28 protein-coding genes are annotated in these 25,091 nt (G+C 34.5%); 17 read left to right on the plus strand and 11 right to left on the minus strand.

Features of this window, described 5'->3' with window-relative positions:
* Positions 1-26: 26 nt before the first annotated feature.
* Complete coding sequence (locus FJR48_RS02105; protein ID WP_152306526.1) at positions 27-863, minus strand: hypothetical protein; 837 nt, start codon at positions 861-863, stop codon at positions 27-29.
* Between the two features lie 87 nt (positions 864-950).
* On the opposite strand from FJR48_RS02105, the gene rpmH reads away from it, so the two are divergent.
* Genes rpmH through ruvX form a run of 7 tightly spaced genes read left to right on the plus strand, consistent with a single transcriptional unit; the run spans position 951 to position 5,942 of the window.
* Positions 951-1,085 carry a 50S ribosomal protein L34 gene (gene rpmH, locus FJR48_RS02110; protein ID WP_152306527.1) on the plus strand — a complete coding sequence of 45 codons (135 nt, stop codon included), beginning with the start codon at positions 951-953 and terminating at the stop codon, positions 1,083-1,085.
* A gap of 14 nt (positions 1,086-1,099) precedes the next feature.
* Complete coding sequence (gene rnpA / locus FJR48_RS02115) at positions 1,100-1,411, plus strand: ribonuclease P protein component (RefSeq protein ID WP_152308356.1); 312 nt, start codon at positions 1,100-1,102, stop codon at positions 1,409-1,411.
* Positions 1,392-1,715 (plus strand): membrane protein insertion efficiency factor YidD, encoded by a 324-nt coding sequence (gene yidD, locus FJR48_RS02120; RefSeq protein WP_152308355.1) that lies wholly within the window; start codon positions 1,392-1,394, stop codon positions 1,713-1,715. Before rnpA ends, yidD begins: the two co-directional genes overlap by 20 nt.
* 8 nt (positions 1,716-1,723) lie before the next feature.
* Positions 1,724-3,352, plus strand: a complete 1,629-nt coding sequence (gene yidC / locus FJR48_RS02125; RefSeq protein WP_152306528.1) for a membrane protein insertase YidC — start codon at positions 1,724-1,726, stop codon at positions 3,350-3,352.
* A complete protein-coding gene (locus tag FJR48_RS02130; protein ID WP_152306529.1) occupies positions 3,345-4,226 on the plus strand; it encodes a Jag N-terminal domain-containing protein in 882 nt (293 codons plus the stop codon). The genes yidC and FJR48_RS02130 overlap by 8 nt, the downstream gene beginning before the upstream one ends.
* Complete coding sequence (mnmE, locus tag FJR48_RS02135) at positions 4,207-5,556, plus strand: tRNA uridine-5-carboxymethylaminomethyl(34) synthesis GTPase MnmE (RefSeq protein ID WP_152306530.1); 1,350 nt, start codon at positions 4,207-4,209, stop codon at positions 5,554-5,556. Before FJR48_RS02130 ends, mnmE begins: the two co-directional genes overlap by 20 nt.
* Complete coding sequence (ruvX, locus tag FJR48_RS02140) at positions 5,556-5,942, plus strand: Holliday junction resolvase RuvX (RefSeq protein ID WP_152306531.1); 387 nt, start codon at positions 5,556-5,558, stop codon at positions 5,940-5,942. The genes mnmE and ruvX overlap by 1 nt, the downstream gene beginning before the upstream one ends.
* On the opposite strand, the gene rraA is transcribed toward ruvX, so the two are convergent.
* The gene (gene rraA / locus FJR48_RS02145; RefSeq protein ID WP_152306532.1) at positions 5,939-6,418 is read right to left on the minus strand and encodes a ribonuclease E activity regulator RraA; all 480 of its coding nucleotides are present in this window, start codon (positions 6,416-6,418) and stop codon (positions 5,939-5,941) included. The two genes, ruvX and rraA, sit on opposite strands and share 4 nt — an antisense overlap.
* Positions 6,419-6,511: 93 nt before the next feature.
* On the opposite strand from rraA, the gene FJR48_RS02150 reads away from it, so the two are divergent.
* Positions 6,512-6,877 carry a thioredoxin family protein gene (locus FJR48_RS02150; protein ID WP_152306533.1) on the plus strand — a complete coding sequence of 122 codons (366 nt, stop codon included), beginning with the start codon at positions 6,512-6,514 and terminating at the stop codon, positions 6,875-6,877.
* Position 6,878: 1 nt separating this feature from the next.
* On the opposite strand, the gene FJR48_RS02155 is transcribed toward FJR48_RS02150, so the two are convergent.
* The 4 genes from FJR48_RS02155 to FJR48_RS02170 form a co-directional block, all read right to left on the minus strand.
* On the minus strand, positions 6,879-7,184 hold the full coding sequence (locus FJR48_RS02155; RefSeq protein ID WP_152306534.1) for a c-type cytochrome: 306 nt from the start codon (positions 7,182-7,184) through the stop codon (positions 6,879-6,881).
* A gap of 61 nt (positions 7,185-7,245) precedes the next feature.
* Positions 7,246-8,427: a sensor histidine kinase gene (locus FJR48_RS02160; RefSeq protein ID WP_152306535.1), complete on the minus strand. Its 1,182-nt coding sequence runs from the start codon at positions 8,425-8,427 to the stop codon at positions 7,246-7,248.
* Positions 8,384-9,055 (minus strand): response regulator transcription factor, encoded by a 672-nt coding sequence (locus tag FJR48_RS02165; protein ID WP_152306536.1) that lies wholly within the window; start codon positions 9,053-9,055, stop codon positions 8,384-8,386. Before FJR48_RS02165 ends, FJR48_RS02160 begins: the two co-directional genes overlap by 44 nt.
* Positions 9,056-9,078: 23 nt before the next feature.
* Entirely contained in the window at positions 9,079-9,393 is a 315-nt protein-coding gene (locus tag FJR48_RS02170) for a hypothetical protein (protein WP_152306537.1), read from the minus strand.
* Positions 9,394-9,577: 184 nt separating this feature from the next.
* On the opposite strand from FJR48_RS02170, the gene glmS reads away from it, so the two are divergent.
* The 5 genes from glmS (at position 9,578) to FJR48_RS02195 (ending at position 15,225) form a co-directional block, all read left to right on the plus strand.
* Positions 9,578-9,991 carry a methylaspartate mutase subunit S gene (gene glmS, locus FJR48_RS02175; RefSeq protein ID WP_152306538.1) on the plus strand — a complete coding sequence of 138 codons (414 nt, stop codon included), beginning with the start codon at positions 9,578-9,580 and terminating at the stop codon, positions 9,989-9,991.
* Positions 9,988-11,352: a methylaspartate mutase gene (locus FJR48_RS02180; protein ID WP_152306539.1), complete on the plus strand. Its 1,365-nt coding sequence runs from the start codon at positions 9,988-9,990 to the stop codon at positions 11,350-11,352. Before glmS ends, FJR48_RS02180 begins: the two co-directional genes overlap by 4 nt.
* Positions 11,349-12,530, plus strand: coding sequence for a glutamate mutase L (locus FJR48_RS02185; protein ID WP_152306540.1), 1,182 nt, complete (start codon positions 11,349-11,351; stop codon positions 12,528-12,530). Before FJR48_RS02180 ends, FJR48_RS02185 begins: the two co-directional genes overlap by 4 nt.
* Before the next feature lie 3 nt (positions 12,531-12,533).
* Positions 12,534-14,105, plus strand: a complete 1,572-nt coding sequence (locus tag FJR48_RS02190; protein WP_152306541.1) for an AMP-binding protein — start codon at positions 12,534-12,536, stop codon at positions 14,103-14,105.
* Positions 14,106-14,184: 79 nt separating this feature from the next.
* Entirely contained in the window at positions 14,185-15,225 is a 1,041-nt protein-coding gene (locus FJR48_RS02195) for a hypothetical protein (protein WP_152306542.1), read from the plus strand.
* Positions 15,226-15,306: 81 nt separating this feature from the next.
* On the opposite strand, the gene FJR48_RS02200 is transcribed toward FJR48_RS02195, so the two are convergent.
* Positions 15,307-16,035: a hypothetical protein gene (locus FJR48_RS02200; protein WP_152306543.1), complete on the minus strand. Its 729-nt coding sequence runs from the start codon at positions 16,033-16,035 to the stop codon at positions 15,307-15,309.
* Positions 16,035-16,679, minus strand: coding sequence for a hypothetical protein (locus FJR48_RS02205; protein ID WP_152306544.1), 645 nt, complete (start codon positions 16,677-16,679; stop codon positions 16,035-16,037). The genes FJR48_RS02200 and FJR48_RS02205 overlap by 1 nt, the downstream gene beginning before the upstream one ends.
* A gap of 181 nt (positions 16,680-16,860) precedes the next feature.
* Between FJR48_RS02205 and ilvC the strand changes: the two genes are divergently transcribed.
* A complete protein-coding gene (ilvC, locus tag FJR48_RS02210) occupies positions 16,861-17,883 on the plus strand; it encodes a ketol-acid reductoisomerase (protein ID WP_152306545.1) in 1,023 nt (340 codons plus the stop codon).
* 134 nt (positions 17,884-18,017) lie between these two features.
* On the opposite strand, the gene holA is transcribed toward ilvC, so the two are convergent.
* The 3 genes from holA to FJR48_RS02225 are packed head-to-tail and all read right to left on the minus strand — an operon-like array spanning position 18,018 to position 21,717.
* Entirely contained in the window at positions 18,018-18,983 is a 966-nt protein-coding gene (gene holA, locus FJR48_RS02215) for a DNA polymerase III subunit delta (RefSeq protein WP_152308357.1), read from the minus strand.
* Entirely contained in the window at positions 18,976-20,907 is a 1,932-nt protein-coding gene (locus FJR48_RS02220; protein WP_152306546.1) for an RNB domain-containing ribonuclease, read from the minus strand. Before FJR48_RS02220 ends, holA begins: the two co-directional genes overlap by 8 nt.
* Before the next feature lie 6 nt (positions 20,908-20,913).
* Positions 20,914-21,717, minus strand: coding sequence for an HDOD domain-containing protein (locus FJR48_RS02225; protein WP_152306547.1), 804 nt, complete (start codon positions 21,715-21,717; stop codon positions 20,914-20,916).
* 113 nt (positions 21,718-21,830) lie between these two features.
* Between FJR48_RS02225 and FJR48_RS02230 the strand changes: the two genes are divergently transcribed.
* The 3 genes from FJR48_RS02230 to purL all read left to right on the plus strand — a co-directional run bounded on the left by FJR48_RS02230 (position 21,831) and on the right by purL (position 25,087).
* On the plus strand, positions 21,831-22,163 hold the full coding sequence (locus FJR48_RS02230; RefSeq protein ID WP_152306548.1) for a hypothetical protein: 333 nt from the start codon (positions 21,831-21,833) through the stop codon (positions 22,161-22,163).
* A 14-nt stretch (positions 22,164-22,177) separates the two neighbouring features.
* Complete coding sequence (locus tag FJR48_RS02235) at positions 22,178-22,684, plus strand: GreA/GreB family elongation factor (protein ID WP_347402094.1); 507 nt, start codon at positions 22,178-22,180, stop codon at positions 22,682-22,684.
* A 186-nt stretch (positions 22,685-22,870) separates the two neighbouring features.
* Positions 22,871-25,087, plus strand: coding sequence for a phosphoribosylformylglycinamidine synthase subunit PurL (purL, locus tag FJR48_RS02240; RefSeq protein ID WP_152306550.1), 2,217 nt, complete (start codon positions 22,871-22,873; stop codon positions 25,085-25,087).
* Positions 25,088-25,091 lie beyond the last annotated feature (4 nt).

Here is a 25,091-nt window from a genome sequence, read left to right on the forward strand (position 1 = left end):
AAAAAGTGCTGATTATTTTGTTAAGACTAAAATTTATAGTATAAAAACATCATATAGTTTTTTAATTTTGATTTGGACTGTTCATCATAATCACGGTAGTCTTTTTTAATGTAGGATAATTGAAATGACATATTATACGAGAACTTATATAGTACAGACAGAGATAAAGAGTTTTCATAAACTTCTTCATAGTTTTGTATAGTTAAACCATCGTCGTGAAGTGCAAAAATATGATCTTTAAACCAGTATTCAAAAAGAGTTTGAAAATTATTTTTATTATGAGTTATTGATAGGGCATAAGTAGAGTAGTCTTTTTTAATCCCCCCTACATTTGAATCGGGTGATATCGAATCAAAAATTATTTTTGTATAAAAATTTCCCATTAAAGACTTATAATCGCCAAATGAAAAACCTATATATGGAGATACTTGTATTACAGATTTTACGTAAGTATTGCTGTAATGTGAATATGAAAGGTTTGTGCCAAGAGTAAATATACGAAGTTCTTTGTTTAAGCCTACAAGTATAGAAGATATACCGTTATACTCGCTATTTGAAGAGTGTATAAGATTTATCGCCGTGTATGCATTTAGATTGTTCTTATTATAAAAGTCGTACTTAGCCGCAAAGCTTAATTGTGAAAAGTCACTTAGGTTGCTATCGGATGAGTAGATTGTTTTTTTGTTTTCTAAGACCGCTTTAATATCTTTTGATTTAAAGTATATACCTAAATTGTAAGCTTTGTCTTTATCTGAAATGTAATAGTTTGTAGAACCGATAAACGGACTTAAAGTGTTTTCTTTTGCACAAATATTTGTATATAATAAGACTAATAAGATGCTAAAAATTGTAATTTTGTTCATGCTTGAAGTATGACGAAAAATCCCTTAACCGCTCTTTAAGTAAGTTTTTTGTATTATTTCGGACTTAATTTTATACAAGGATATGGCATGAAAAGAACATACCAACCTCATAACACGCCAAGAAAGCGTACTCACGGGTTCAGAAGTCGTATGGCTACAAAAAATGGTCGTAACGTATTAAGCCGTCGTCGTGCTAAAGGTCGTAAAAGATTGTCAGTTTAGGCGGATTTGACATCCTGAAACAACATCGTGAGTTTCAGTTTGTTTACAGAAAATCAAAAGGTACACATTCAGATTCTGTTGTACTTTTTCACCTCAAACAAGAAGGTGTAAAAAAGATAGGCTTTACGGCAACTAAAAAAATAGGTAATGCCGTAGTGCGAAATCGAAGCAAAAGAAGACTTAGGTCTCTTTTTGTAAAATATTCACCTTCACTTCAAGACGGCTTTTATGTATTTGTAGCCAAAGCAACCACATCTCAGATTCCAGCAAAAAATCTCCAAAACGATTTTGAAAAAGTATTGTCCCGTGCGAAGTGTTTTACTTAAAATTCTCTGGCTTTATCAAAAGTTTTTTACCCTTATAGGGTATGGCAGTTGCAGATACTATCCAACTTGCAGCGAATATGCTAAAATAAATTTCGAAAATAATTCACTTTTAAGTGCTTTTTATAACACTTTTACTAGAATACTAAGGTGTAATCAACTTTTTGAGGGCGGCATTGAATATCCGGAGCTGAATAAGCTGCGTTTAAAGCCTAAAAAAATGGGGATTAAATCTATAAAATATTGGTTGGTACCAAATAAAAAAAACCGTTTTTATATTATAAAAAATTTTTCATATAAGGGATAAATTTAATTATGTTTGACAACATGACTCCAAACCAAAGACTGATGAGTGCCGTACTTTTATCAGTTATTTTTTTCGTAGGCTATACGGCAATATTTCCGCCAAAGCAAGCAGAGGTTACTGAAGCAGAAGCTAAAGTTAAAACACAAGTTCAAACAAAAGCTGCGGCTCAAACAACACCTAACACTACAACACAAGTAAGTCAAAATCCTTCGGGACATGAAATAAGTGCTCAAGATAAAATAGCAGCTAGTGAATCCAGTAATATTTTAACGGTAACTAACCATGATTTTATTTTAAAAATGGACACATTGGGACGTATATCTTCTATGGAACTTTTACAAGAAAAGTTTAATGACAAAGATGGAAATCATGCCCAGATTATTCCTGTAAGCGGTGTTAAACCTTTATACGTAAGATTTTTAGACGAATCTTTAAATAACGAAGCTATGCAAACACCTTATACTGCGTCAACTTCAAAAATAGAACTCTCTGAAACACCGCAAAAAGTAACATTGACTCAAAAACTATCTAGTCTTACGGTAACAAAAGAGATTACTTTTTATAACGACGGTCACTACGATATAAACGTAAATTTATCTCAAGACAAAAGATACTTCATCTATTTAGGACAACGTCCTCAGCTAACAGAAAACATGATGACTGTTCACGGGGCTATGATCTATACCGGAGATGATTTAGTAACTATTATAGAAGACGGTGAAGCAGAAGGTCGCAAAAACTTTACCGATGTTAAATTAATCTCTGCATTTGATCAATATTCGGCAACTATTATGTACGGTTTTTCAAATGAGACAAACATTGTCGTCGAACGTGACCGTGATGACAATCCTGTCGTATATTTTGATGCATTGCAAAATATGAGCTTTAACGGTTATATTGGACAAAAAGAGTTTAAAACACTAAAAAATATTAATCCGATGCTGACTAATGCCATTGAGTACGGTTGGTTTACTTTTGCATCTAAGCCCTTATTCTCATTATTGTCATGGTTACACGGAATCTTTGGGAACTGGGGTTGGTCAATCATAGCACTTACTATTTTAGTAAGAATCGTTTTATATCCTTTAACTTACAAAGGTATGGTGTCGATGGCTAAACTTAAAGAGATAGCACCGCAGGTTAAAGAGATTCAGGAGAAATACAAAGGCGATCCTCAGCGTATGAATGCTGCCGTTATAGAGTTTTACAAGAAAAAAGGTGCAAACCCTCTTGGCGGTTGTCTGCCTATGCTTCTTCAAATCCCTGTATTTTTCGCAATCTACCGTGTACTTTTAAATGCGGTTGAACTTCAAGGTGCCGAGTGGGCATTATGGATAGATGACCTTTCACGTATGGATCCTACATTTATTCTGCCTATTTTGATGGGTGCATCTATGTATTACCAGCAAAAACTTACACCTACAAACTTTACAGATCCGATGCAAGAAAAAGTTATGAAGTTTTTACCGGTAATTTTTACTGTTTTCTTTGTTACATTCCCTTCAGGCTTAGTTCTTTACTGGTTTGTAAATAACTTATTCTCTATTGCTCAGCAGTTTATAGTGAATCAACAAATAGCAAATGCTAAAGATGCACAAATAGCTGCCCATAAATCTAAGGCAAAGAAAGATGATTAAAATAGAAGCATTAACGCTTGAGGAAGCTTATTCACAAGCGGCTACAAAGTTAGAATGTTCTGTTACCGAATTAAAAATCGAAGTTGTCCAAGTTCCCTCTAAGGGTTTACTTGGATTATTTAAAAAGCCCGCAGTTATAGTAGCGGCAGTAGATACACAAAAAATATCTTCAATATTAGAGAAAAACGAAAAACCTAAAGAAACCCCTAAAAAACAAAAAATAAAAAAAGAAAAAAAACCTCAAGAAACTAGCACTCATAATATTTACAATGACACGATTATGCCGGAATCTTTTGTTAGTACTCAAGATGAAGAGTATGATGAAGATTATATAGATGATGAGATAGATGAAGAAGCTTATGAAGAGATTATAAAAGAAGCTGAAGAAGAAAATCACGAACAAACTATGGACATTAATGAAATTGTAGATGAAGTAAAAAGTGATATAAACAAGCTTTTTGAAAGTATATGTTTTGATATTGACGAGATATCTGTCAGTGCATATGACGACAATACTCTTCTTATAGAGTTTACGGGTACGGATGCCGCACTTTTAATCGGTAAAGAGGGTTACAGGTATAAAGCTCTTTCATACATGATATTCAATTGGATAAATGCGAAATACCAAGTCGGACTTCGTTTAGAGATAGCAGAATTTTTGAAAAATCAAGAAGAGTCCGTAACACGTTATTTAGAAGGTGTACATGAAAATGTAGATCGTGACGGTAGGGCACAGACTAAGATACTTGACGGTGTCCTTGTTCAGATAGCTCTTAAAGAGTTACGCAACTCTTACCCTGATAAATACGTAGCTATCCGTACAACACGTGATGGATTAAAATATATCATAATAAATGACTACCACAACAACTGATACGATAACTGCCATTGCAACGGCAAACGGTATAGGCTCAATAGCAATTATCCGCATAAGCGGTGATGAGGCTTTGAGCATAGCCAAAAAACTCACTCATAAAAAAGACCTTACTCCAAGATATGCCACTTTAACAAATGTTTATAACCATGAAGATGAGTTAATTGATGAGTCTATAGTCATATATTTTAAAGCTCCTTTCTCATTTACTGCCGAAGATGTTATAGAGATTCAGTGTCACGGCGGATTTATAGTAGCTCAAAGCATCTTAAAAGCAGTCCTTGCATCAGGAGCTCGACTTGCAGAAGCGGGAGAGTTTTCAAAACGTGCATTTTTTAACGGCAGAATAGATCTAAGTGAAGCAGAAGCGATAGCTCAACTTATAGAAGCTAAAAGTGAAGATGCAGCCAAGATTTTAGCTAAGCAGATGAAAGGTTCACTTAAAGAGTATATTGAGCAGATTCGTGATGAGATTATACATATACTTGCTTATTCTGAGGTTAGCATAGACTATGCAGAAGAAGATTTGCCTGAGGATTTGATAGAGCAGATAAAAGATAGACTAAATTCTCTAAAAGATTCACTCTCTAAAACACTCTCTGCTAGTAAAAGCAGGGAAGGGCTGATGCAGGGTTTCCGCGTAGCTATTGTAGGTAAACCAAATGTCGGTAAAAGTTCTCTTTTAAACTCACTTCTTGCATATGAACGCGCAATTGTGAGTGATATAGCAGGTACTACGCGTGATACTGTAGAAGAGCAGTTAAAGATAGGTACGCACCTGATACGCATCGTAGATACTGCTGGAATTCGTGAAGCCGATGATGAGATAGAACGCATAGGGATTGAGAGAAGTTTAGAAGCTATTAATTCCTCTGATATAGTAGTGGCACTTTTTGACAACTCTCGCGAGATAGATTCTGAAGATGAGAAGATGATAGACCTTATAGAGACTCACTCAGAAAACAAAAAAGTTATTTATGTTAAAAACAAGATAGATTTAGAAGCAAAATTTCCGCAGGGCAAAATAGCCTTTGATTTGGAGCTAAATACTAAAAGCGGAGTTGAAGAGTTAGTTGAGTTGTTAAAGTCTTATATGGATACAACAAACTCATCTGATGAGATGATGCTAATCTCTCATCGTCAAATCTCTGCTGTAGAGAATACAATGGCTAATATAGATGAAGCCTTTATGCCTCTGGAAGATCAAGAGTTGGAGATTTTCTCATTTCATTTAAATGAAGCCGTAAAAGAGATGGCAAGCATCACACGCCCTTTTGAGAACGATGAGATGCTGGATAAGATGTTCGGCTCTTTTTGTTTAGGAAAATAATGAAGTACCTTGCAATAGATTTGGGTCTTAAAAGAATTGGTCTTGCGTATTCAGCTCATGCCGGCATTGTAACTCCGCTTCCTGCCATCATACGTAAAAATCGTAACCAAGCCAGTGATGAAGTAAAAAAAGCTATAAAAGAGTGGGATATAGATGCAGTAGTTATCGGAATCCCGATTGGTGGAGGCAGTGAAGATGAGATGCGCCGCAGGGTAGAGCACTTTATGAATTTAGTAAATTTTGAAGGTGAAGTATATTACCAAGATGAAGCAAACTCATCACTTGAAGCAGAAGACTTGATAAAGGGTGAGATGAGACATCTAAAAGATGGCAGAATAGATTCTATATCTGCCATGATAATACTTCAAAGGTATTTGGGAGTTTAAACCAAAGGACTCTCTGTAACTATAATTCCGTCCGTATCTGCATAGATATAATCCCCATTATCAAAACTGGCACCGCCAAAGGTCAGATGCACACCTCTCTCACCTTCAGTTGTAGGGATATACTTGTGCGGACAAGTCCCGAGTGCATAAAGTGCAACGGGAATATCTTTTATCTGAAAAGTATCACGGATATAACCATTTACAATGATACCAGCATAGTTGTTCTGATGAGCAAACTTCATTAGATTCTCACCTACAACCGCAAAGTATTCCTCTCTCACATCTACAACTACTACTTTACCCGTACCGTCTTCATCACGAAGAATTTTTATAAGCTCAGAATTGTTTTTATCCAGTTTTACAGTTACAACTTCACCTTTACATTTTGATGCCCCGCCGTAATTTTTAAAGTCGGGATTTAGCGTTATAACCTTATCGAAATGTTCATCACAAATATCTGCCGTAAAAAAGTCCATATATTTTGCCTTATAAATATTTATATTTCGTATTATAACCTGATTTTTACTTAGACTATGTCAAACTCTGTTTAAAAAATTTGGCGGTAGAAAATGACGGAAGTATTAGAACTTACAGATAAGACTTATCCCTCTTTTATAGAGGACACAAAAAAAGTAGTATTTATAGATTTTTACTCAGAGACTTGCGCACCGTGTCAAAGTCTCTTAACTATTCTGCCTTTGTTAGCCGAGCACTACCAAGATGAAGATGTAGTTATAGCAAAGGTAAATAGTGAACTAAATCCAAAACTAAGTGCCAAGTTTATGGTAAAAAGCGTGCCTTTGACTTTAGTGATAGGTCAGGATAAGATGGTAAAAAAAGCCGATGTGGGTTTAAAGACTATAGATGCATATGTAAAAATGATAGATAAAGCCCTGGGAAAAGACCTAGGACTTTTTGCCAGATTGTTCGGCTAGCTTATTTAGACTCTATATATTTAGCTAAAGATTTGATTTGTTCGTCATTTAAAGTAGCTACCTGACCTTTCATAAGAGCTTTCATAGGCCCTCCGTAACTTCCGTCTTTGTAACCTTTTAGAGCAGCTTCTGTTTTGCTTGCTTGCCAACCTTTAATAACCTGAGATTTACCTAAAGCTTTTTTCTCGGCATTCATCCCGTGACAGCCTGCACATTTTTTAAATATAGTTGCTCCGTCTGCTGCAGCTAAACTTGTTAATGAACCTATTAGTGTCAGTCCTAATATAACTTTATTAATTGTTTTCATTTTGTACTCCTTTGTTGTTATAAAAGAAGTATAGAAAATAATTGTGGAATGATTGTGAAACTTACCAAGATATAGTAACTTGCGTGTATTTGTCAGGTTCGGAATCTATTTTTATACTTAAATCGTACTCGTCACATATCATTTTTACGATATTTAGACCTATTCCAAATCCGCCAACTATCTTATCAAATCTTGCGTATCTATCAAACATCAAGTTTATATTTTCTTGTTTGATACCTTTCCCGCTGTCTATAATAGATAATTTTCCTTCATCTAGTTTTATATAGATAGAGCCTCCGATTTTATTGTATTTGATAGCGTTTGACAATATATTATCAATCAGTTTTGAGATTTTTTTTTCATCTATGTTTAAAAAAATATTTGGATTTAACTTTGTCGTAACTTTTATCTTTTTTATATTTGCTAAGATGTAAAAGTACTCAACTCTTTGTTCGATTAAATTTTTTAAATTTATATCTTGGTTATTTGAGATAACCTTGTTGTTAAGTATCAAAAAGCTTAAATCGTCATATATATTGGAGATGGTTTTTGTACCTATCTCTATTCTGTTTAGAATTTTTACTAGATATTTGTCTTCTATGTTCTCTTTGTCTATAAGTTCAATATTTGTCATAATTGTACTAACGGGAGTATTTAGCTCATGTGTAGTGTCTTTTATAAAAGTATCTAGCAAATGCAGTGCATCTCTCATAGGTTTTAAGAATAGTTTTAGTAAAAAGTAACCTATAACTATCATAGCTGTAAAAAAAACTAAACTGTATATGATGATATTTTTGATTGTAATTTTTAGCCACTTTTTATCATCTATAATCTCTACCAAAACATAATGTGTATTTAGGTAGTACTCTTTTGGATTGGTCATATAGCGAATAGTTTTGTTTATAGTATCTGTTATTTTGGTAAGTGATTTTATGGGTTTTTGTGCATTAGAATATAAAAGTTTGTAGTTATCTGCATAAAGAGATACTTCGTAATTTTTGTCTTTTAATAGTTTTGAAATATTTGCATCCGTTCCTTTTAAATCACTTATAAAATGATTCGTGTAATCACTTAAGAGTACACTCCTTTGCGAAGCTGCCAGTTCTTTTTGAAGCTTGTAGTATATGGATGCAGTTAGGAGCAGTATGACAAGTGTAAAAAAAATGTAAAGAAATAAAAACCTAAAAAGCGTTTTCTTTTCACTTTGAGGTAAATCTATATCCAAGCTTTTTAATACTGACAATTTTTTCCTTTCCCAAAAGTTTTCGCAAGTTTTTTATGTATGTGCGAAGTGCACTCTCACTCACCTCTTCATCATAATCCCAAAGTGTATCATATATGGTCTCATGGGTTAAAGTCTTCTCTTTGTTTTGTAAAAACAGTTTTAAAAGTTTTGCATCTTTGTTGTTTAACTGTATCTCTTTGCCGTCTATATTTAAGATGTCATTTGATGTGTCGTAATAGATGTTTGAATCTACTTCTACTTTTGTGTCAGATATATGAAAAAATTCCCGCTTTAATATGCTCTCGACTCTTAGCTTTAACTCTTTTAGTGCAAACGGTTTTCGTATGTAATCATCACAACCGCTCTCATATCCGCTTTCCAAATCTGCCATTGAGTTAAGCGATGTTATGAAAATGGCAGGGGTAGTGTTGTCTTGCTTACGGATAGTTTTTAAAATCTCAAAACCGTTGATGTCAGGAACATTTACATCTAAAAGAAGCAAGTCAAAGTTGTTCTCATAGATGGCATCGAGTGCATCGTTACCGCTAAAAACAGAGACTATCTCATAATCTAAGTTTTCAAAGTAATCAACAACGGTCTCGTTTAAAGCTATATCATCTTCAAGAAGCAGGAGTTTCTTTTTCATAGCTTAATTGTAGCGAAACTATATTATTTTTGTTTTTTTAATCCTTCTTTTTCCATGCAATCATATATAATTTGGTAGTCTTTATCTTTTTTTTCTTTATTTATTTTTAGTAATTGTTTTCTAGCTTCACCTTTCGCTCCTGACAAACTTACTGCGTAACCTCTAGCTTTTTGATCTTCGTTAATAGCATAGATTCTATCATCAACTTGACATTTTTTAGTAGCTTCTTTTACTTTGTTTTCTTTTGGAATAGAATTATCTAAATTAACCCACGTAGTTCCACATCCAGATAATCCCAAAGCTATAGCACAAAGCATAACTAGATTTGTATTTTTCATATTTTTCCTTTTTGAACAATTTTAATTAATATTATATATGAGTTATCTTTATATAATATTAATTAAAAGAAAACAAAAAATATTTATTTTAGTTATTATAATATTTTTTTTAAAGCTACTAACCAAACTTTTACAACAATTTCGCTATCCTTGCAATTATAATTATATACAGGCAATAAAACATATGAAAGTAGTAACAGGGGTAGTTGGAAACGACATACACGTGGTAGCCAACAGACTTATAGAACTCTCTTTGGATGCAAGGGGTTTTGAGGTTTTTAACTTAGGTGTAAACACATACCTAGAAGAGTTTTTTGATGCAGTGGTTGAAACCGGTGCGGATATTCTTCTCATATCTTCATTAAACGGTGAAGCGGAAGGTTGGGCAAGAGAGGTAAAACTTCTAAAGTCAAAGTACAAAACACTTGATGATTTGGTAATGGTCATAGGCGGAAACTTGGTGGTAGGTACTGCAGATGCAGACGTAATAGTTCCAAAATACAAAAACTACGGTTTTGATTTAGTATTTCATCAAGTGGATTTAAATACGGGACTTGACACTTTAGAAGAGTTTATAAAAGAGAGACAAGCTTCATGAATTTATTGCAAGAAGAACGTAAAATAATCCTCTCAAACGAACACGTTGACAACTTTGACTTTGCCGAGGTTGAAGAGTTTGTAAAAAATGCGAACAAAGAGCTTTTTATATCTCATCATTTTGCCCAAAAGAAAAAGATGCTTGTTCAACCTCGCGGTGGATTCCCGACATATAAAAAACAGTTTGCACTAAATGAGTTTTTTGTAAATGCAAATGTTGACGTACTGCCACTGACTATTGACTCCAACACACGTCTTAACGATTATGCTACTGCTAAAAAGATGCTTCGTTTAAGTGAAGAGAGTGAAGTAGATATGTTAAACGGTTATCCGCTTGTAAATCATGGTTACCGCACAACTAGAAAGATGGTTACTCACTTTAACAAGCCTGTGTCACTTCGCCACGGTACACCTGATGCAAGACTGCTTATAGAGACTGCCATAGCATCAGGTATTTTTGAGATTGAGGGCGGACCTATTACATATCTACTGCCGTACTCAAAAAACTTCCCTCTTGATAAAGCATTCCTTTACTGGAAGTATGTTGAGAAAGTATGTGCTAACTACTCAAAACTAAACCTGCCTATAAACCGTGAGTCTTTTGGACCTCTTACGGCTACACTTGTTCCGCCTGCCATAACCATAGTTATTCAACTTTTAGAGATGCTTCTGTCTTTAGAAGAGGGTGTTAAGTCTTTCTCTGTTTCATTTTCGCAAACGGGTTCTATGAACCAAGACATAGTTATGGGACATGTTATCAAAAAGATGGCTAAGAAATATGCAGAGTCTATAAACTGCGGTGACGCTACCATCAACTTAGTATATCATCAGTGGATGGGAGCTTTCCCGACTAACAAAGATTTTGCAGAACAGCTTATAAATATGTCAACCGTTATAGCATCTATGGTCGGAGCTGATAAAATCATCACTAAAACACGTGAAGAAGCTTCGGGTATCCCTACAAAAGAGGCAAATGCAAAAACTGTTGCAAATACTCAGTACACTCTTGGCATCTTAAACGGTCTTCCAAATATAAAAGATGAAGAGGAAGAGGAAATTTTAACTCTTGAAGTCGAGGCTATTATGGAAGCTGTGTTTAACGACTCAGCCGATACCCTTTGGAGAAAAGTGTTTAACTCTATCAAAAACGGGACAATTGACGTGCCTTTCTCGCCGCACATCATCAACCATAACGAGATGATAACAATACGTGATACAAATAAAAATATCCGCATCATTAAACGCGGGAACGTGCCTATACCTGATAAGTGTTTTGAATATGAAAAATCAAAATGTGACTTGAGTAAAGATACTACAAGTATAGTTAACGATATTATCCACGATATAGGGATTATGCAATGAGTCAAAATAAACTTTTAATAGATATAGGAAGTACGTATTTCAAAGTAAGTACACCACAAAGTATTGAACAGCATTTTCGTGATTTTAACAAAGATATACATGATGACTTGACTCATAAGTGTGGTGATGTTATAAAAGGTTTTAACAAAGAGGACGTATATATCTGCTCATCTGCAAACGGTGGTTTAAGTACGCTTATTATCGGTCTTACAGAATCATATTCGCTTAAGTATGCTAAAAACATAGCTTTTAACTCGGGTATAAACATCATCGAGACTGTTATGTATCAAAACATAGAGGAGTACTCACTTCCTAGTGACTTGATAGATGTAGTAATCATTGTCGGTGGGATTGATTCAAAAGAAAATATTTTCTCCACTCCGCTTTTTAACTACTTAGAGAACTTAAAGTACTCAAATATAGTTTATGTAGGAAGTGAGAAAGAGGCGGATAACTTAGCAAAAAATATAGAAAACCTAGTAATGCTCCCAAATATCATAGATGACAAACTTCATATTATTGAAGAGAATCTAAAAGAGTACCTTACAAATCTTTACCAAGCAGATATAGAGGGAAAAGAGGATATAAAATCTCTTTATGATATTACTTCTAATCAGATATATTCTACTCCGTATATCGTAAATAAAACTCTGCCGCTTATAGATGCAAACTTCTCAGTGGTCGATCCGTTTATACTTATAGATATCGGTGGGGCTACTACCGATATTCACTACTCAAAAGATTTAGTGGATGAGAACATAGTGACGGAAAACGAGTATGACAGACTTGTGTTTAAAAAACTTGGTGTTTACAAGTCAAAAGAGTCCTTGATTTTTGCAGCTAAAAACAATGAGTTTACATACGAGTTACTAACGCATCTAAAAGTTACTGAAAACATCTTTGAAGAGTCAAGCGAAAAAGCACTTAAAGTTTTAATGCAGTTAGCAATCTTTTTAGTACTTACAAAGATGAGCCACTATAAACAAGCATATGTAAACCTGAAACTACTGTCTATAAATTCAATAGTTTTAACGGGTGGAATTACAAAGGTTTTAAATGACGATGAGGTAGCTGATATCATCTCATTTTTTTACAAAAAGATTTTAAATTCAGAACATAACCCGACTGTCGTAATGGATAAAAACTACGATATTTGGACACTGGCAAATAAAGGATAATTCATGAGTATTAATTGTATAAGAACATTGATAGAAGATTCTGCTCGTACACATGCTGATAAAACAGCCTTGGTTTTTAATGAAAAGAGCCTAAGTTATGCTGAACTTTTTGCTAAGGTTAATCAAGTAGCTTTATATCTTAGTGAGTTAGACCTACCAAAAGGCTCACGTATAGGTATATACTCAAATAAAGGGATTGAGCAGGTTATCGCAATACTTGCTATTTTATCAACCGACTATGTTTTAGTTCCACTTACCAAATTGCTTAAGCCTGAACAGGTTGAGTACATTATCAACGACTGTGATATCAAATGTATTATAACAGACAAACTAAAACTGGAAAACATAGAAGAGATAGACTTTAAGGGTAAGATAATATCTTATGAAACAACATCTAGCGATATTCCGTCGTTTGACGAGATTTACAAGTACTACAACAAACCGTATGTATGTGACATAAACGGACATGACAATGCAGTTATAACTTACTCATTTGGTTTAACAGGTACTCCAAAAGGTATAGTTATCTCACACAGAAATCTTATCGATTCTGCACGTGTTGTTACTCAGTACTTAGATATAAATGAAGACGACGTAATATCAGGGCTTTTGATTTTCAATCTTGATTATGGTCTGAACCAAATCTTTTGTTCACTTTACAGACGTGCAACTTTGGCACTTCACAGATTCATTCTTCCTGATGACTTTTTTAATCATATAATAGATGACAAAGTTACGGTACTTCCGTTAATGCCTATAAATATAACTAAAATATTTGATGAAGATATGGGAAGAGCTCCAAGCAGTGAATTATTAGAGAATGTAAAAACTATAACTTCATCTGGCGGAAACGTAACTAAAAAAATGATTCAAGATTGTAAAAGAACATTTGTTAATGCCAAGTTTTACTCTATGCACGGTCTGACTGAAGCGTTCCGCTCAACTTATCTTGACCCGAGCCAGATAGAGATAAGACCTGATTCTATCGGTAAGGCTATACCTGATGTTGAACTATATGTTATTAACGAAGAGGGTAAGGAATGTGCACCTCGCGAAGTCGGTGAGCTTATCCACAGAGGCGGTTATATCTACAAAGGTTTTTGGAACGCTCCAAAAGAGAATGCAGAGAGATTTAAATCGGTTAATATTTTAAAAGATGTAGTTAACCTCGAAGGTCAGCTTACTGATGAGCTTGTTGTAGCATCTGGGGACTATGTATATAAAGATGAAGAGGGTTATTTTTATTTTGTATCTCGCCATGACGATATGATAAAAACAAGAGGTTTTCGTGTATCGCCGCTTGAGATAGAATCGGTTGTAGTTAAAAACTTCCCATTAATAGAACAGTGCGTAGTGTTCTCTATAAAAAATGAAGAGATAGAAGAGGAGATAGTATTAGTTTACTCGGCAAAAAGCGAGATAGCTCCAAAAGAGCTGCTTTTTGAGCTTAAAAAGCATCTGGCTTCATATATGCTACCTGGAAAAATAATATATAAAAAATCACTTCCACTTGTTCAAAGTGATAAAAACAAAGTAAATGTTGAAGAGTTAAAAAAAGAGTTGACAAACTCATAAAATTATTTTTGTTATTTTTTAAGTTTTTATGATAATATGTTTCTCAAATAAATACTTTAGAAAAGGAAAAGCTATACAAATGAAAAATTTATTATTGATTATTGTTTTTATTACATCTTTATTATTTTCAGGTTGTACAATGAAGCAAGATAATTTAGAAGTAAATTATAATGCAGTTAAGAACTATAGATTACCTGTTGAGGTAACTGATAATGAAACCCTTGTGTATGTAATTAGAGATAAAGCATTTACAGGATCAGCATGGAGTGTGTGGATAGGTTTAAATGACAAAATTATTGCATCCTTAGATGCTGGTGAATACACTTATTTTAAAGTTAAGGATGGTATTAATACAATCAATACGGTATTAATGAAGCATGGGCGTAATTATTTTGCATTAGATAAAAAAAGGGATAAACCTGTATTCATTAAATGTAATATTGCAACTGGAAAATTTGAAGAAATCGCTTCTGACTTGGGTATGACATACATATCTAAATATAAGGAAGTTAAACTACTACCAAAACCAAAACCAAATGATGGTTACGATAATGGGAATATTAATTTAGCTATGTATAGTAACCTTAATATGATGATTGAAAACAATGAGAGCATCAAGCCTGATCAGAATCATGGTGTTTTAACTTTTATAAGATCTTCTGATCGTTTTAAAGTTTTAAATTATTCAATCTGGGATGATAACGGTATTGTGTGTAATCTTGATACAGATAGCTTCTGTAAGATAAGAGTTCCTAAAGGAAAGCATTTTTATTATGTGTTTAGTGAACGTTCATATGTTTTGGAGGTGGATGTTGAATCAAATGAAAATTACAATGTGAAGTTAGATATTGGTATGGGGTGGGCTGCTGCCTATACAAAGCTAACGCCTTTAAATGAAAATACTAAGCTCTATAGGAATATTACTGAAGTAATTGGAAGAGATTTGGTAAGTAGTAGGGAAATAACTAAAACGAAAGTAATTAACTTTAAACAACTAAGGTTGAGAGAACCAATAGATGATGGTGTTAAGTTTAGAATTTCAAAAGGATTAAAAATGATTAATAAAACCAAACAAGCTGTATTATCCGGTACTAAAGAAACTAAAAAATTTGTTGAATAAAATTATATTAATAGTAAAGATTTAAAACTTTTTATATTTACCAGAGTTATAAATTCAAAATGAGAAATAACTCTCAGCTTCTTAACTTTTTCCCATTATATAAAGGTTGCAGCTTTTGTCTGCTACCTCGGTAAAACGCTCTTTTAACTCCCTGTCAAAAGTTAAAATAAATACATTAGTATCTTTTGAATTTAGTTTTTTAAATCTATTTAGCAGTATATTGTCTGCGACATTTTTACCATGCTCACATTTTACAAAGTTAAATGACTCCAGTGTTTTGCCGTAGTCGTATAGATTTGCCTCCCATTCCGCTTTTTTTAGATACAGAGAGTCGGGATTTGCCGCCATATAGATGTTGTTGTCTCTTATATTATATGGTTCTATTATGTCTGTAAATATCGATGAAATAGATGAAAAGTTTTCTATATCCCAAAAAAGGTAAGACCTGTTTGCTTTAGTCTTTTGTTCTTTATTTATGAGCTTTAAACGTTTTTTGATATTAAAGTGAGTGTGGGCATTGTCGTTTATAAATAGTATAGAACTTTTAAGTTTTAAAGCATCTGAAGTTTTAAAGCCTAGTATCTCACCAAGCTCTATATAAAAGTTTATATTTTCAAGTTCACACTCTGCTCCGCCTTTTTGGTAAGACTTTAGTTGATTTAGCTTTTGTTTGTTAAAGAGCAAATGCACACCCATTTTTTCATGGTTTGCATATGCCTGTTTTACTCGAAAGAAAATATCTTTTGCGTATTTGTTGTCCGGTATTTCTATTTTACCGCGAAATTTATGTTCTATTTTTATATCTGTCATTATACTCCAAAAAATTCAGCCGCTTCTAGCTCGTCATCCTCTAAATTTTCTTTTGCATAGTCTTCATCTTCTGCCATAAGTTTTTTTATTGCATTTTGGCAGTAACTGTAAAGAATCTCTTTTGCTTGCTCATTGTCACTTAAAAAGCCAAGACCGCTGAACTGGTAAGGTTCCTCTTGTTCTATACACAACATTATACCATCACATTTTTCTTCGAGTACTTCTACAAGTGAACGATAGTTAATATTAAACTCCGTTGCATGCCAACCTATCTCTTCAAGATCTTTGTTAGAAAATTCGGCTACACCGTCTGCAGTCGTATCATCGTATGAAGCATTTTGTTTGTTGAAGTCTATAATTGCCTGCCAATTTGAAAATGCTTTTATAAGGATACGTTCACCGTCTTCAACTATTTTATAATACTTTCCAAATAAATCATCTAAAGATTGAGATGCATTTGGATTTAGCGGGTTTGCATTTTCTTTTTCAAGCGTACCTTTAAAAATTACGGCTTTATTAGTAAAAGGTTCGTATTCAACTTTTCCGCCTACATCTATTGTAAAGGGCTTGTTAGAGTTTATAGCGTTTAGTAAATTCGTCTTGTTTACAACTATAATCTCTTTAAAAAGATTAAATTTTTTCATAATTTTCCTTATGTAGCTATATTAAATTTATGAGTATTATAAAACTTTTTGCTTATTTTGAGTATAATGCCACAAATTTTTTGAGTAGTTAAGCTCAAAATAATATTGCATACTTTCATGTGATGTAAAAAAGATGAGGGGTAGCCTTCATTTTGTTAAATAAAATTAAGGAAATACAAAAATGGCATTAAATGTTTACTATGACAAAGATACTAGCCTAGATCTAATCAGAAGCAAAAAAGTTGCAATGATAGGTTTTGGTTCTCAAGGACATGCTCACGCTGAAAACTTAAGAGATTCGGGTGTTGAAGTATGTATCGGTTTAAGAAAGGGTGGTTCATCTTGGGCTAAAGCTGAAGCTAAAAACTTTGAAGTTTTAACAGTTGCAGAAGCATCGGCATGTTCAGATGTTGTAATGATTCTTTTACCGGATGAAAACCAAGCTGAGATCTACAAAAACGAAATCGAGCCAAACTTAAAAGAGGGTGCTACTATCGCTTTTGGTCATGGTTTTAACATTCACTATGGTCGTATCATTCCAAGAGCTGACATCAATGTTACTATGATTGCTCCTAAAGCTCCAGGACATACTGTACGTTCTGAATTCGTTCGTGGTGGTGGTATCCCGGATCTTATCGCTGTTGGTCAAAACCCATCAGGTAACACTAAAGAGTTAGCACTTTCTTATGCATCTGCTATCGGTGGCGGTCGTACTGCAATCATCGAAACTACATTCAAAGATGAGACTGAGACTGACCTATTTGGTGAACAAGCTGTTCTTTGTGGTGGTACTGCAGCACTTGTTCAAGCTGGTTTTGAGACATTAACTGAAGCTGGTTATGCTCCAGAGCTTGCATACTTCGAGTGTTTACACGAACTTAAACTAATCGTTGATTTAATGTTCGAGGGTGGTATCGCTGATATGAGATACTCAATCTCTAACACTGCTGAGTATGGTGACTATGTTTCTGGTAAACGTGTTATCAATGCTGAATCAAAACAAGCTATGAAAGATATTTTAAAAGAGATTCAAGACGGTAGATTTGCAAAAGACTTTATCTTAGAAGGTCAAGCAGGTTATCCTCGTATGAATGCTGAGCGTAATAATGACCAAGAGTTATTAATCACTAAAACCGGTAAAAAGTTACGTGAAATGATGCCTTGGATTTCGGCAAATAAAATTGTTGACCAAGACAAAAACTAATTTCTAAAAAATTAAAATAGCGACGAATCTGCTTCGTTGCAACTAGGCTCACATACTTCAAGTATGCTTCGCCTAGTCACGCCTCACATCTTATAATTATTCTTTTATTTTAAAATTTATTTTTATTGATACAGTTATAGAAGATTTTGAAATTTTATTAGGGTTGAGAGTAAGATGGCATTCTTATCAACACCTTTTGCACTTTTCATTTTTAGTTCTGCATCCAGTAGCAGTTCATGTAGTTTGTAGTATGTAGTTGGTTTGAATTTTAGTGATAGTTCGGCTTTTTCTTTAACAACAAATGCAGGAGCAGGGTAGCCTAAAATCTCTAAAGCATTTGGTGCGCCGTTTACACGTATGTAGATGTTAAACATATATAGCTGAGTTATATATGCCGTTATCTGAGTTAAGATTCTTATTTCGTCTTCACCATGCTCAGTTAGGTTTTTAACATCATCTTTAAACTCTTTTTTGTTTATAACTTTTTTTATAAGTTCATCTACGTTTATCTCTCCAAGCCCGTAAACAAGTGTATCTATATCTTTAGTGCTAACGGCTGTATCAAAAACTCTAAATTTATCAAGTTCATTTATAGCTAGTGAAATGTTTGAATTGTGTATATTTAAAAGATGTGTAATTGAGTAGTTATCTATATTTACGTTTTTTTGTTTCGCTATTTGAGATATTAAATTTACCGCTTCGCCGTGTTTTGGATGAAAAAATCTTACAGCCATTGTAGCTCTTTTTGAAAAACCTTTGGCATAAGTTTTGTTGTCATCTCCTAAATAGGCATATATAAAGATGTTATTTTGATTTTTTTCGCAGTAATCTACAAGGGTTTCCAAATCTTTTTTAGGGACTTTTTTTTCGCTTTTTATAACTAAGATGTTTCTATCTCCAAAGAGAGAAGCCTGAGATAGATGTGCTTTTGCAGAATTAAAATCATACTCATCATGGTAGAATTTTAAAACAGATGCATCTGCGACGTTTGAGAGTAGTTTTGTATAATGCTCTATTAAAAATATACTCTCTCCAAATAGTACGAAACTGTTTGATAAGGTATTATTTTGTATATGTTTGTCAAACTCTGCTTTATACATCTTCACTCACAACATTTACATAAATTTTTGCTTTTGGGATGTCAACTTTATCTATCTTAACTTTTACGTCACTAAAAAGAGGTATATGCTCACTTGATGTTACATAAAGCCTTGCACCTATTATTTCATCATGCAAGTCTGCTTTTAGTTCAGGATCGATTCCGCTTATACGTGCCGAATATACTTTCCCTATACGCTCATTTGCCCAGCGTGCGTATTTTCTATCCATAAAGTCAATCTCTATAGTACTCGCCTCACGCTCTTTTTGAGAGATTGTAACTGCTAGGGATTCTATGTTTCTAAGAACGTATGAACCTTCCTCTGTATCACCTCTTTTAATAGCTTTTAACAGTCTATGAACTATAAGGTCTGAGTATCTTCTAATAGGCGAAGTAAAGTGTGTATATGCCTCAAAACCTAAGCCAAAGTGACCAAGGTTAATCGGTGAGTATTTAGCCTGCATCTGTGAGCGGATAATAAGAGTATCGACTTCTGTCTCTAAACCCATTACAGAAGCTTGGTCTCTTATCCCTTCTATAGTTTCTTTAGTTGATTCTTTTACTTCAACAAATATACCTACACCTGCTAACTCTTGGTAGAGTTTTTGAAGTTTACTTTGGCTTGGACTTTCGTGAATACGAAAGATGCCGCGATCGAACATAGACGCAGCTGCCTTGTTTGCTAAAAGCATACAATCTTCTATTAACGAGTGAGAGGGTGTTTCATGAGCATGTTCGGTTGATACTATACCGCCTTTTTCGTCGATTTCCATCTCTATCTCAGTTGAGCGAAAATCATAACCGTATTTTAAACGCTCTAACTTAAGTGCGTCAGTGACTTCCCTTAGTTTAGTAATCCATTCGAAGATTTGCTTTTCTTTATCGTTTTTGGCTTCTAACTTACCTTCAAAGAATGCATCTATCTCTTCATAGTTAAAGCGTCTGTCAGAATGTATAATAGCTTCATATACATCTGATTTTATAACTTCTAAACTCTCTAAATCCAGTTGCATCTCAAATACGTATGAGAGTCTGTCCACATGTGGTTGAAGTGAACATAGTGTCTCACTAAGTTGACGAGGTAGCATCGGGATTGAACGGTGTGGCAGATAGATAGAGAAACTTCTATATATTGCCTCATTGTCCAAAGCCCCAAAAGGTTTTACATACTCACTAACATCTGCTATTGCCACATAAAGTGTTGAGTTTTTATCATCCCAATATATAGCATCGTCAAAGTCTTTTGCAGTTACGGGGTCTATTGTACAAAAAGTGAAATCTCTTAAATCTTTTCTATCGGGATAGTAACTTGCATCTACCTCTTCAAAAGAGCGTGCTATCTTTAAAACTTCTTCATCAAATTCATCGTGTTTGTTAAACTGGGCAAGTACTATTTTTTCATCTACGAGAGGGTCGCTCATATTTCCAAGAGACTCCATGATAGTCCCGTCATGGTTGTTTATTTTAAATACTTCGCCGATTTCAAACTTATCTAACTCTTCTTGACTCAGTTCCACTCCTGCCGGATGCTCTGTTTTTATATCAACCAGAGATTTTTTTGAATCTTTTTGAATTATATATGCAACACTGTAACTCTCGGCACGTCCTACTATCTCGACTATTTTTCCGTTTGGTTTGCCGCGTTTGCCTAAAATTCTTTGAGCAATGACCAAGTCACCCTCACGGGCATTTAAAACATCTTCGATAAAAAGGTCGCGTGTTTGTTCTCCTATTACGGTTAAGTATGCCGTAGAACCTTGAGTAAGTTCTAATGTCCCTGCACGATATTTTGAGTGAAATTTGTAAGTTTTGTCTTTTTTCGTGATATATTTTTTACTTAAAAAATCTTCAACAGTTTCAAGTTCTTCTTGGGTGATGTCTAACTCACTCAGTCCGTGAGTGAGTCTTATAAGTAAAGATTTCAAGTTAGTTTAGTTTGTAGCACTCTCAAGAGCCGTTTCAAAACTTTGCATATCTAAAGCATATTTAGTTACAAGATTTTTGGCAGCTTCTATACTCTCCGGAGTTGCAACACCGCTTATAGGTATAGCTACACGAACAACTTGTAAGATTCTAGCAGCTTTTTGATCTTCCGGGTCAGCTTTTTCAGGATTTTGACAATTGCCTATAACATTAACAAGGCCATCTTCGAATTTCCAAAGTTTAAAGATAGTTGAACTAACTTCAGGCGTGTTTGCACCGATAACTTTTTCCTCTGCAGCCTCTACATCCTGAAGCTCTTTTAAAGCATCTCTAAATTCAACCTCTTTCTCCTCTGTCATTATTTGTTGAGCTATAATAACTTTACCTATCTCTACTAAGAATGCCGCAGGTGAAAGAATCCCCATAAGTTCATTTTCTTTTCTCATACACCATGCTGTTACAAGGGCGTGTTGTCTTTTTGAGAGTTCTGAGAACATATCGTTTGTAATACCGTATGTTGAAAGGTCCAAGTTAAAACTTTTTTTGATAATAGATGCTAAAGCAAAGCCGCGAACAGTCCCCATTCCAAATAATCCGACAGCTTGGCTAATTGCGTTGATTTCACGAGAGAAACCGTATAGAGGAGAGTTGGCAGCTTTTAAAATATCAGCCGTTAGTAATGGATCTTTTTCTAGTATTTTAACCATATCGTTAAAGCTAGAATTTGGATCTTGATAAACCGCTTCAATCTGCATAGCCGATTCCGGCAATGGAGGAAGTTGTTTAATCTTTTTTAAAATCTCTTCAGTCATGTAAACCTCTTTAGTGAGTTATATACGTAATTATAGTATATGCAAATAAATTAATACTGAATATTTACAAAAAATTGTTATGATTTTTATCTAAAAAGATTTAAAGGACTTAGATGCAGTTACAAAGAGATGCAATGTTAAAACAACTAGGTTATGTACCTAATGAAGCTTTGTTGACTCAGCTTCAAAGAATAGAAGAAAATACAAGCGGGTACAAAAAAATACAAAAGCACATTATGGACTTGCATGATCATCTAAAAGTTGACGGTTCATTCGTTGCTTTATCAAACTCTGAAGACTATTTTAAAGTAAAAGTCGAAGCTTCTTCAGAAGAATTAGCCGAAGAAGCTCACAAAAAAATTCAACATTTCAGCGATAAGTTTAAAGTAAAAGTAAATAAATTAGATAATAAAGAGACTTATTATATTTTAGGATTTGAAAAATAAAAGAGCCTATCAGTATAGAGGGTTATGACCTGCTGACAAAAGAGTTTAAGTTTTTGCTAGAGGTACATAAACCCGCTGTAGCATATGAAAAAAAGATAGCGGCAGATCAAGGTGACAGAAGTGAAAATGCCGAATATCACGCCGCTAAAGAGAAACTTCGTTTTATAGATAAAAGACTTTTTTATCTAAATTCTATGATAGAAAAAGCTCAAATAATAGACCCGTCCTTAGCACCCCACGATAAAGTCAGATTTGGTAGCAGTGTAAAGCTTATAGACCTTTTTAGCGATGCTGAGGAAATTTATACGATTTGCGGTGTATTAGAAGCGGAACCCGAAAACGGACTTATTTCTATCCATTCACCGCTTGCCCGTGCTATGCTTGGACGCCAAGAAGGCGATGACTTTAAAATCAAACTTCCAAACAGCGTAAAAGAGTACGAAATAGAGGAAATTTTTTATAAAAATATATTTTCTTTGAAAAAAAATATAAGAGATGAAAAGGACTTCACTTTTCATTAAAATAATTTTTACCACCTTTTAGATATAATTCGAACTTAAAACTGAAAATTTACTCATAAAATCTCAAAAAATTTATTTTTTGTAGCTTTAGGGGGTTGTAGGGACATCTGTCCCTGCCACTAATAACGGGCTTTGCTCGTTATAGTGTATAAAATCAGTAAAAAACTCAAAATTTAGGATCCAAAAGTGAGCCAACAATTACCAGATATAGATACACAGTTAGCTAACCATAAATTAAGCCAAGACGATTATAAACATATAAAAGAGATTTTAGGTCGTGAACCGAATCTTGTTGAACTTGGTATTTTTTCAGCTATGTGGAGTGAACACTGCTCATATAAAAGTTCAAAAGTACACTTAAAAGGTTTTCCTACTGAAGCACCGTGGGTTATTCAAGGTCCGGGTGAAAATGCGGGTGTAATCGATATCGGTGACGGTTATGCAGCCGTATTTAAAATGGAGTCACATAACCACCCTAGTTTTATTGAACCTTATCAGGGTGCAGCTACAGGTGTCGGCGGAATTATGCGTGATGTTTTTACGATGGGTGCAAGACCTGTTGCATCGTTAAATGCACTTAGATTCGGTAATGTTTTAAACGATGATAAAACTTCTGCTCATCAACGTTATTTGGTACGTGGTGTAACTGAAGGCATCGGTGGTTACGGTAACTGTATGGGTGTGCCTACTATCGGTGGTGAAGTAAGTTTTGATGAGTGTTATAACGGCAATATTTTGGTAAATGCATTTAACCTAGGAATCGCAAAAAGCGATGAGATTTTTTACGGTCGTGCCGATGGTATCGGAAATTCTGTAATGTACGTCGGTGCTAAAACGGGACGTGACGGTCTTGGCGGTGCGGTAATGAGTTCTGATAGCTTTACCGAGGAGTCAAAATCACTTCGTCCTACCGTTCAGGTAGGTGATCCGTTTACTGAAAAACTTTTACTTGAAGCTTGTTTAGAACTTTTTAAAACTGACTATGTTGTAGGTATCCAAGATATGGGTGCTGCGGGTCTTACATCTTCATCTTTTGAGATGGCAGGTCGTTCCGGAAGCGGTATGATTATGCACTTAGACAAAGTTCCAGCCCGTGAAGAGGGTATGGTTCCGTATGATTTTATGCTTAGCGAATCGCAAGAGCGTATGCTTGTATGTGTTAAAAAAGGAAGTGAGCAAAAAGTTATAGACATCTTTGAAAAATGGGATCTTGATGCTGCTACTATAGGTGAGGTTACGGATACAGGAAATATGGAACTATTTTGGCACGGTGAAAAAGTTGCAGATGTCCCTGTTGACCCTGTATCCGAAGAAGCTCCCGAACTTAACCGTCCTATGAGCAAACCGGCTTATCTTGATGAGATAAAAGACGTTACTATAGATGATTTTGATAAAGTATCTAATCAAGATGCATTTGAAAAACTTACCAAGTCTATGGAAGTTGTAGATAAATCTTGGATATATGAGCAATACGACTCAATGGTACAAACAAATACCGTAAAAAAAGGCGGTATGCTTGATGCATCTGTTATTCGTGTAAAAGAGAACGGTAAAGCTCTTGCTATGAGTTCTGACTGTAATGTTCGTTACTGTTTCATAGACCCAAAAGGGGGCGGAGCTGCTGCTACAATCGAAGCAGGGCGTAATGTTGCAATGAGTGGTGCAAGACCACTTGCTATTACAGATTGTCTTAACTTCGGTAACCCTGAAAATCCGGAAGTTATGTGGCAATTTGGTCAGGCATGTGAGGGTATTAAAGAAGCATGTGCCGAACTTAACACTCCTGTTATCGGCGGAAATGTTTCACTTTATAATGAAACAAACGGTGTATCTGTATTCCCGACACCTTCTATTGCAACTGTAGGTGTAAATGATGATGAAAATAATGTACTTATGTCAAGCTTTCAAGATGAAGGAAACGCTTTATATTTAGTCGGAAAAAGCAAATCTGAATTTGGCGGAAGTCTTTATATGAAAGAGATTTGCGGAACTGTAGCAGGCACGCTTCCTGAAATTGATTATGAAAAAGAGCTTGCCCTTTGGGAACTTGTAATTGATGCAAATAAAAAGCATCTACTAGAATGTGCTAAAGATGCATCCAGCGGTGGTGTAGCAATAGCACTGGCAAAAATGTGTGCAACTTCAGGTATGGGTTGTGATGTAGAGATGAGTGTAGAAGATGAACGTGATATATTTGCAGAGTCTATGAGCCGTGCCATTATAGAAGTTAAACCTGAAAACTGTGAAGCTTTTGAGGCTATGTTAGATGAAGCAATGGCTTGTGAAAAAATAGGAACAGTTGGTGGAAATACAGTTCGTATTAACGATGTATCTATGAGTATAGATGAGCTAAAAGATAACTACTTTAATACATTTAAAAGAGTGATTGAGAGAGACCTATAGTCTT

This window comes from Sulfurimonas lithotrophica, assembly GCF_009258225.1.
GTDB lineage: Bacteria > Campylobacterota > Campylobacteria > Campylobacterales > Sulfurimonadaceae > Sulfurimonas > Sulfurimonas lithotrophica.

Excerpts from the sequence above, each read along its gene's own strand:
- FJR48_RS02105 (WP_152306526.1), bottom strand. The coding sequence starts at position 863 with ATGAACAAAATTACAATTTTTAGCATCTTATTAGTCTTATTATATACA.
- FJR48_RS02170 (WP_152306537.1), bottom strand. The coding sequence starts at position 9,393 with ATGAAAAATACAAATCTAGTTATGCTTTGTGCTATAGCTTTGGGATTA.
- FJR48_RS02225 (WP_152306547.1), bottom strand. The coding sequence starts at position 21,717 with ATGACTGAAGAGATTTTAAAAAAGATTAAACAACTTCCTCCATTGCCG.
- FJR48_RS02200 (WP_152306543.1), bottom strand. The coding sequence starts at position 16,035 with ATGACAGATATAAAAATAGAACATAAATTTCGCGGTAAAATAGAAATA.
- FJR48_RS02130 (WP_152306529.1), top strand. The coding sequence starts at position 3,345 with ATGATTAAAATAGAAGCATTAACGCTTGAGGAAGCTTATTCACAAGCG.
- ilvC (WP_152306545.1), top strand. The coding sequence starts at position 16,861 with ATGGCATTAAATGTTTACTATGACAAAGATACTAGCCTAGATCTAATC.
- FJR48_RS02155 (WP_152306534.1), bottom strand. The coding sequence starts at position 7,184 with ATGAAAACAATTAATAAAGTTATATTAGGACTGACACTAATAGGTTCA.
- FJR48_RS02150 (WP_152306533.1), top strand. The coding sequence starts at position 6,512 with ATGACGGAAGTATTAGAACTTACAGATAAGACTTATCCCTCTTTTATA.
- yidC (WP_152306528.1), top strand. The coding sequence starts at position 1,724 with ATGTTTGACAACATGACTCCAAACCAAAGACTGATGAGTGCCGTACTT.
- rpmH (WP_152306527.1), top strand. The coding sequence starts at position 951 with ATGAAAAGAACATACCAACCTCATAACACGCCAAGAAAGCGTACTCAC.
- FJR48_RS02190 (WP_152306541.1), top strand. The coding sequence starts at position 12,534 with ATGAGTATTAATTGTATAAGAACATTGATAGAAGATTCTGCTCGTACA.
- mnmE (WP_152306530.1), top strand. The coding sequence starts at position 4,207 with ATGACTACCACAACAACTGATACGATAACTGCCATTGCAACGGCAAAC.
- FJR48_RS02180 (WP_152306539.1), top strand. The coding sequence starts at position 9,988 with ATGAATTTATTGCAAGAAGAACGTAAAATAATCCTCTCAAACGAACAC.
- FJR48_RS02165 (WP_152306536.1), bottom strand. The coding sequence starts at position 9,055 with ATGAAAAAGAAACTCCTGCTTCTTGAAGATGATATAGCTTTAAACGAG.
- glmS (WP_152306538.1), top strand. The coding sequence starts at position 9,578 with ATGAAAGTAGTAACAGGGGTAGTTGGAAACGACATACACGTGGTAGCC.
- FJR48_RS02195 (WP_152306542.1), top strand. The coding sequence starts at position 14,185 with ATGAAAAATTTATTATTGATTATTGTTTTTATTACATCTTTATTATTT.
- FJR48_RS02185 (WP_152306540.1), top strand. The coding sequence starts at position 11,349 with ATGAGTCAAAATAAACTTTTAATAGATATAGGAAGTACGTATTTCAAA.
- ruvX (WP_152306531.1), top strand. The coding sequence starts at position 5,556 with ATGAAGTACCTTGCAATAGATTTGGGTCTTAAAAGAATTGGTCTTGCG.
- FJR48_RS02230 (WP_152306548.1), top strand. The coding sequence starts at position 21,831 with ATGCAGTTACAAAGAGATGCAATGTTAAAACAACTAGGTTATGTACCT.
- rraA (WP_152306532.1), bottom strand. The coding sequence starts at position 6,418 with ATGGACTTTTTTACGGCAGATATTTGTGATGAACATTTCGATAAGGTT.
- FJR48_RS02205 (WP_152306544.1), bottom strand. The coding sequence starts at position 16,679 with ATGAAAAAATTTAATCTTTTTAAAGAGATTATAGTTGTAAACAAGACG.
- holA (WP_152308357.1), bottom strand. The coding sequence starts at position 18,983 with ATGTATAAAGCAGAGTTTGACAAACATATACAAAATAATACCTTATCA.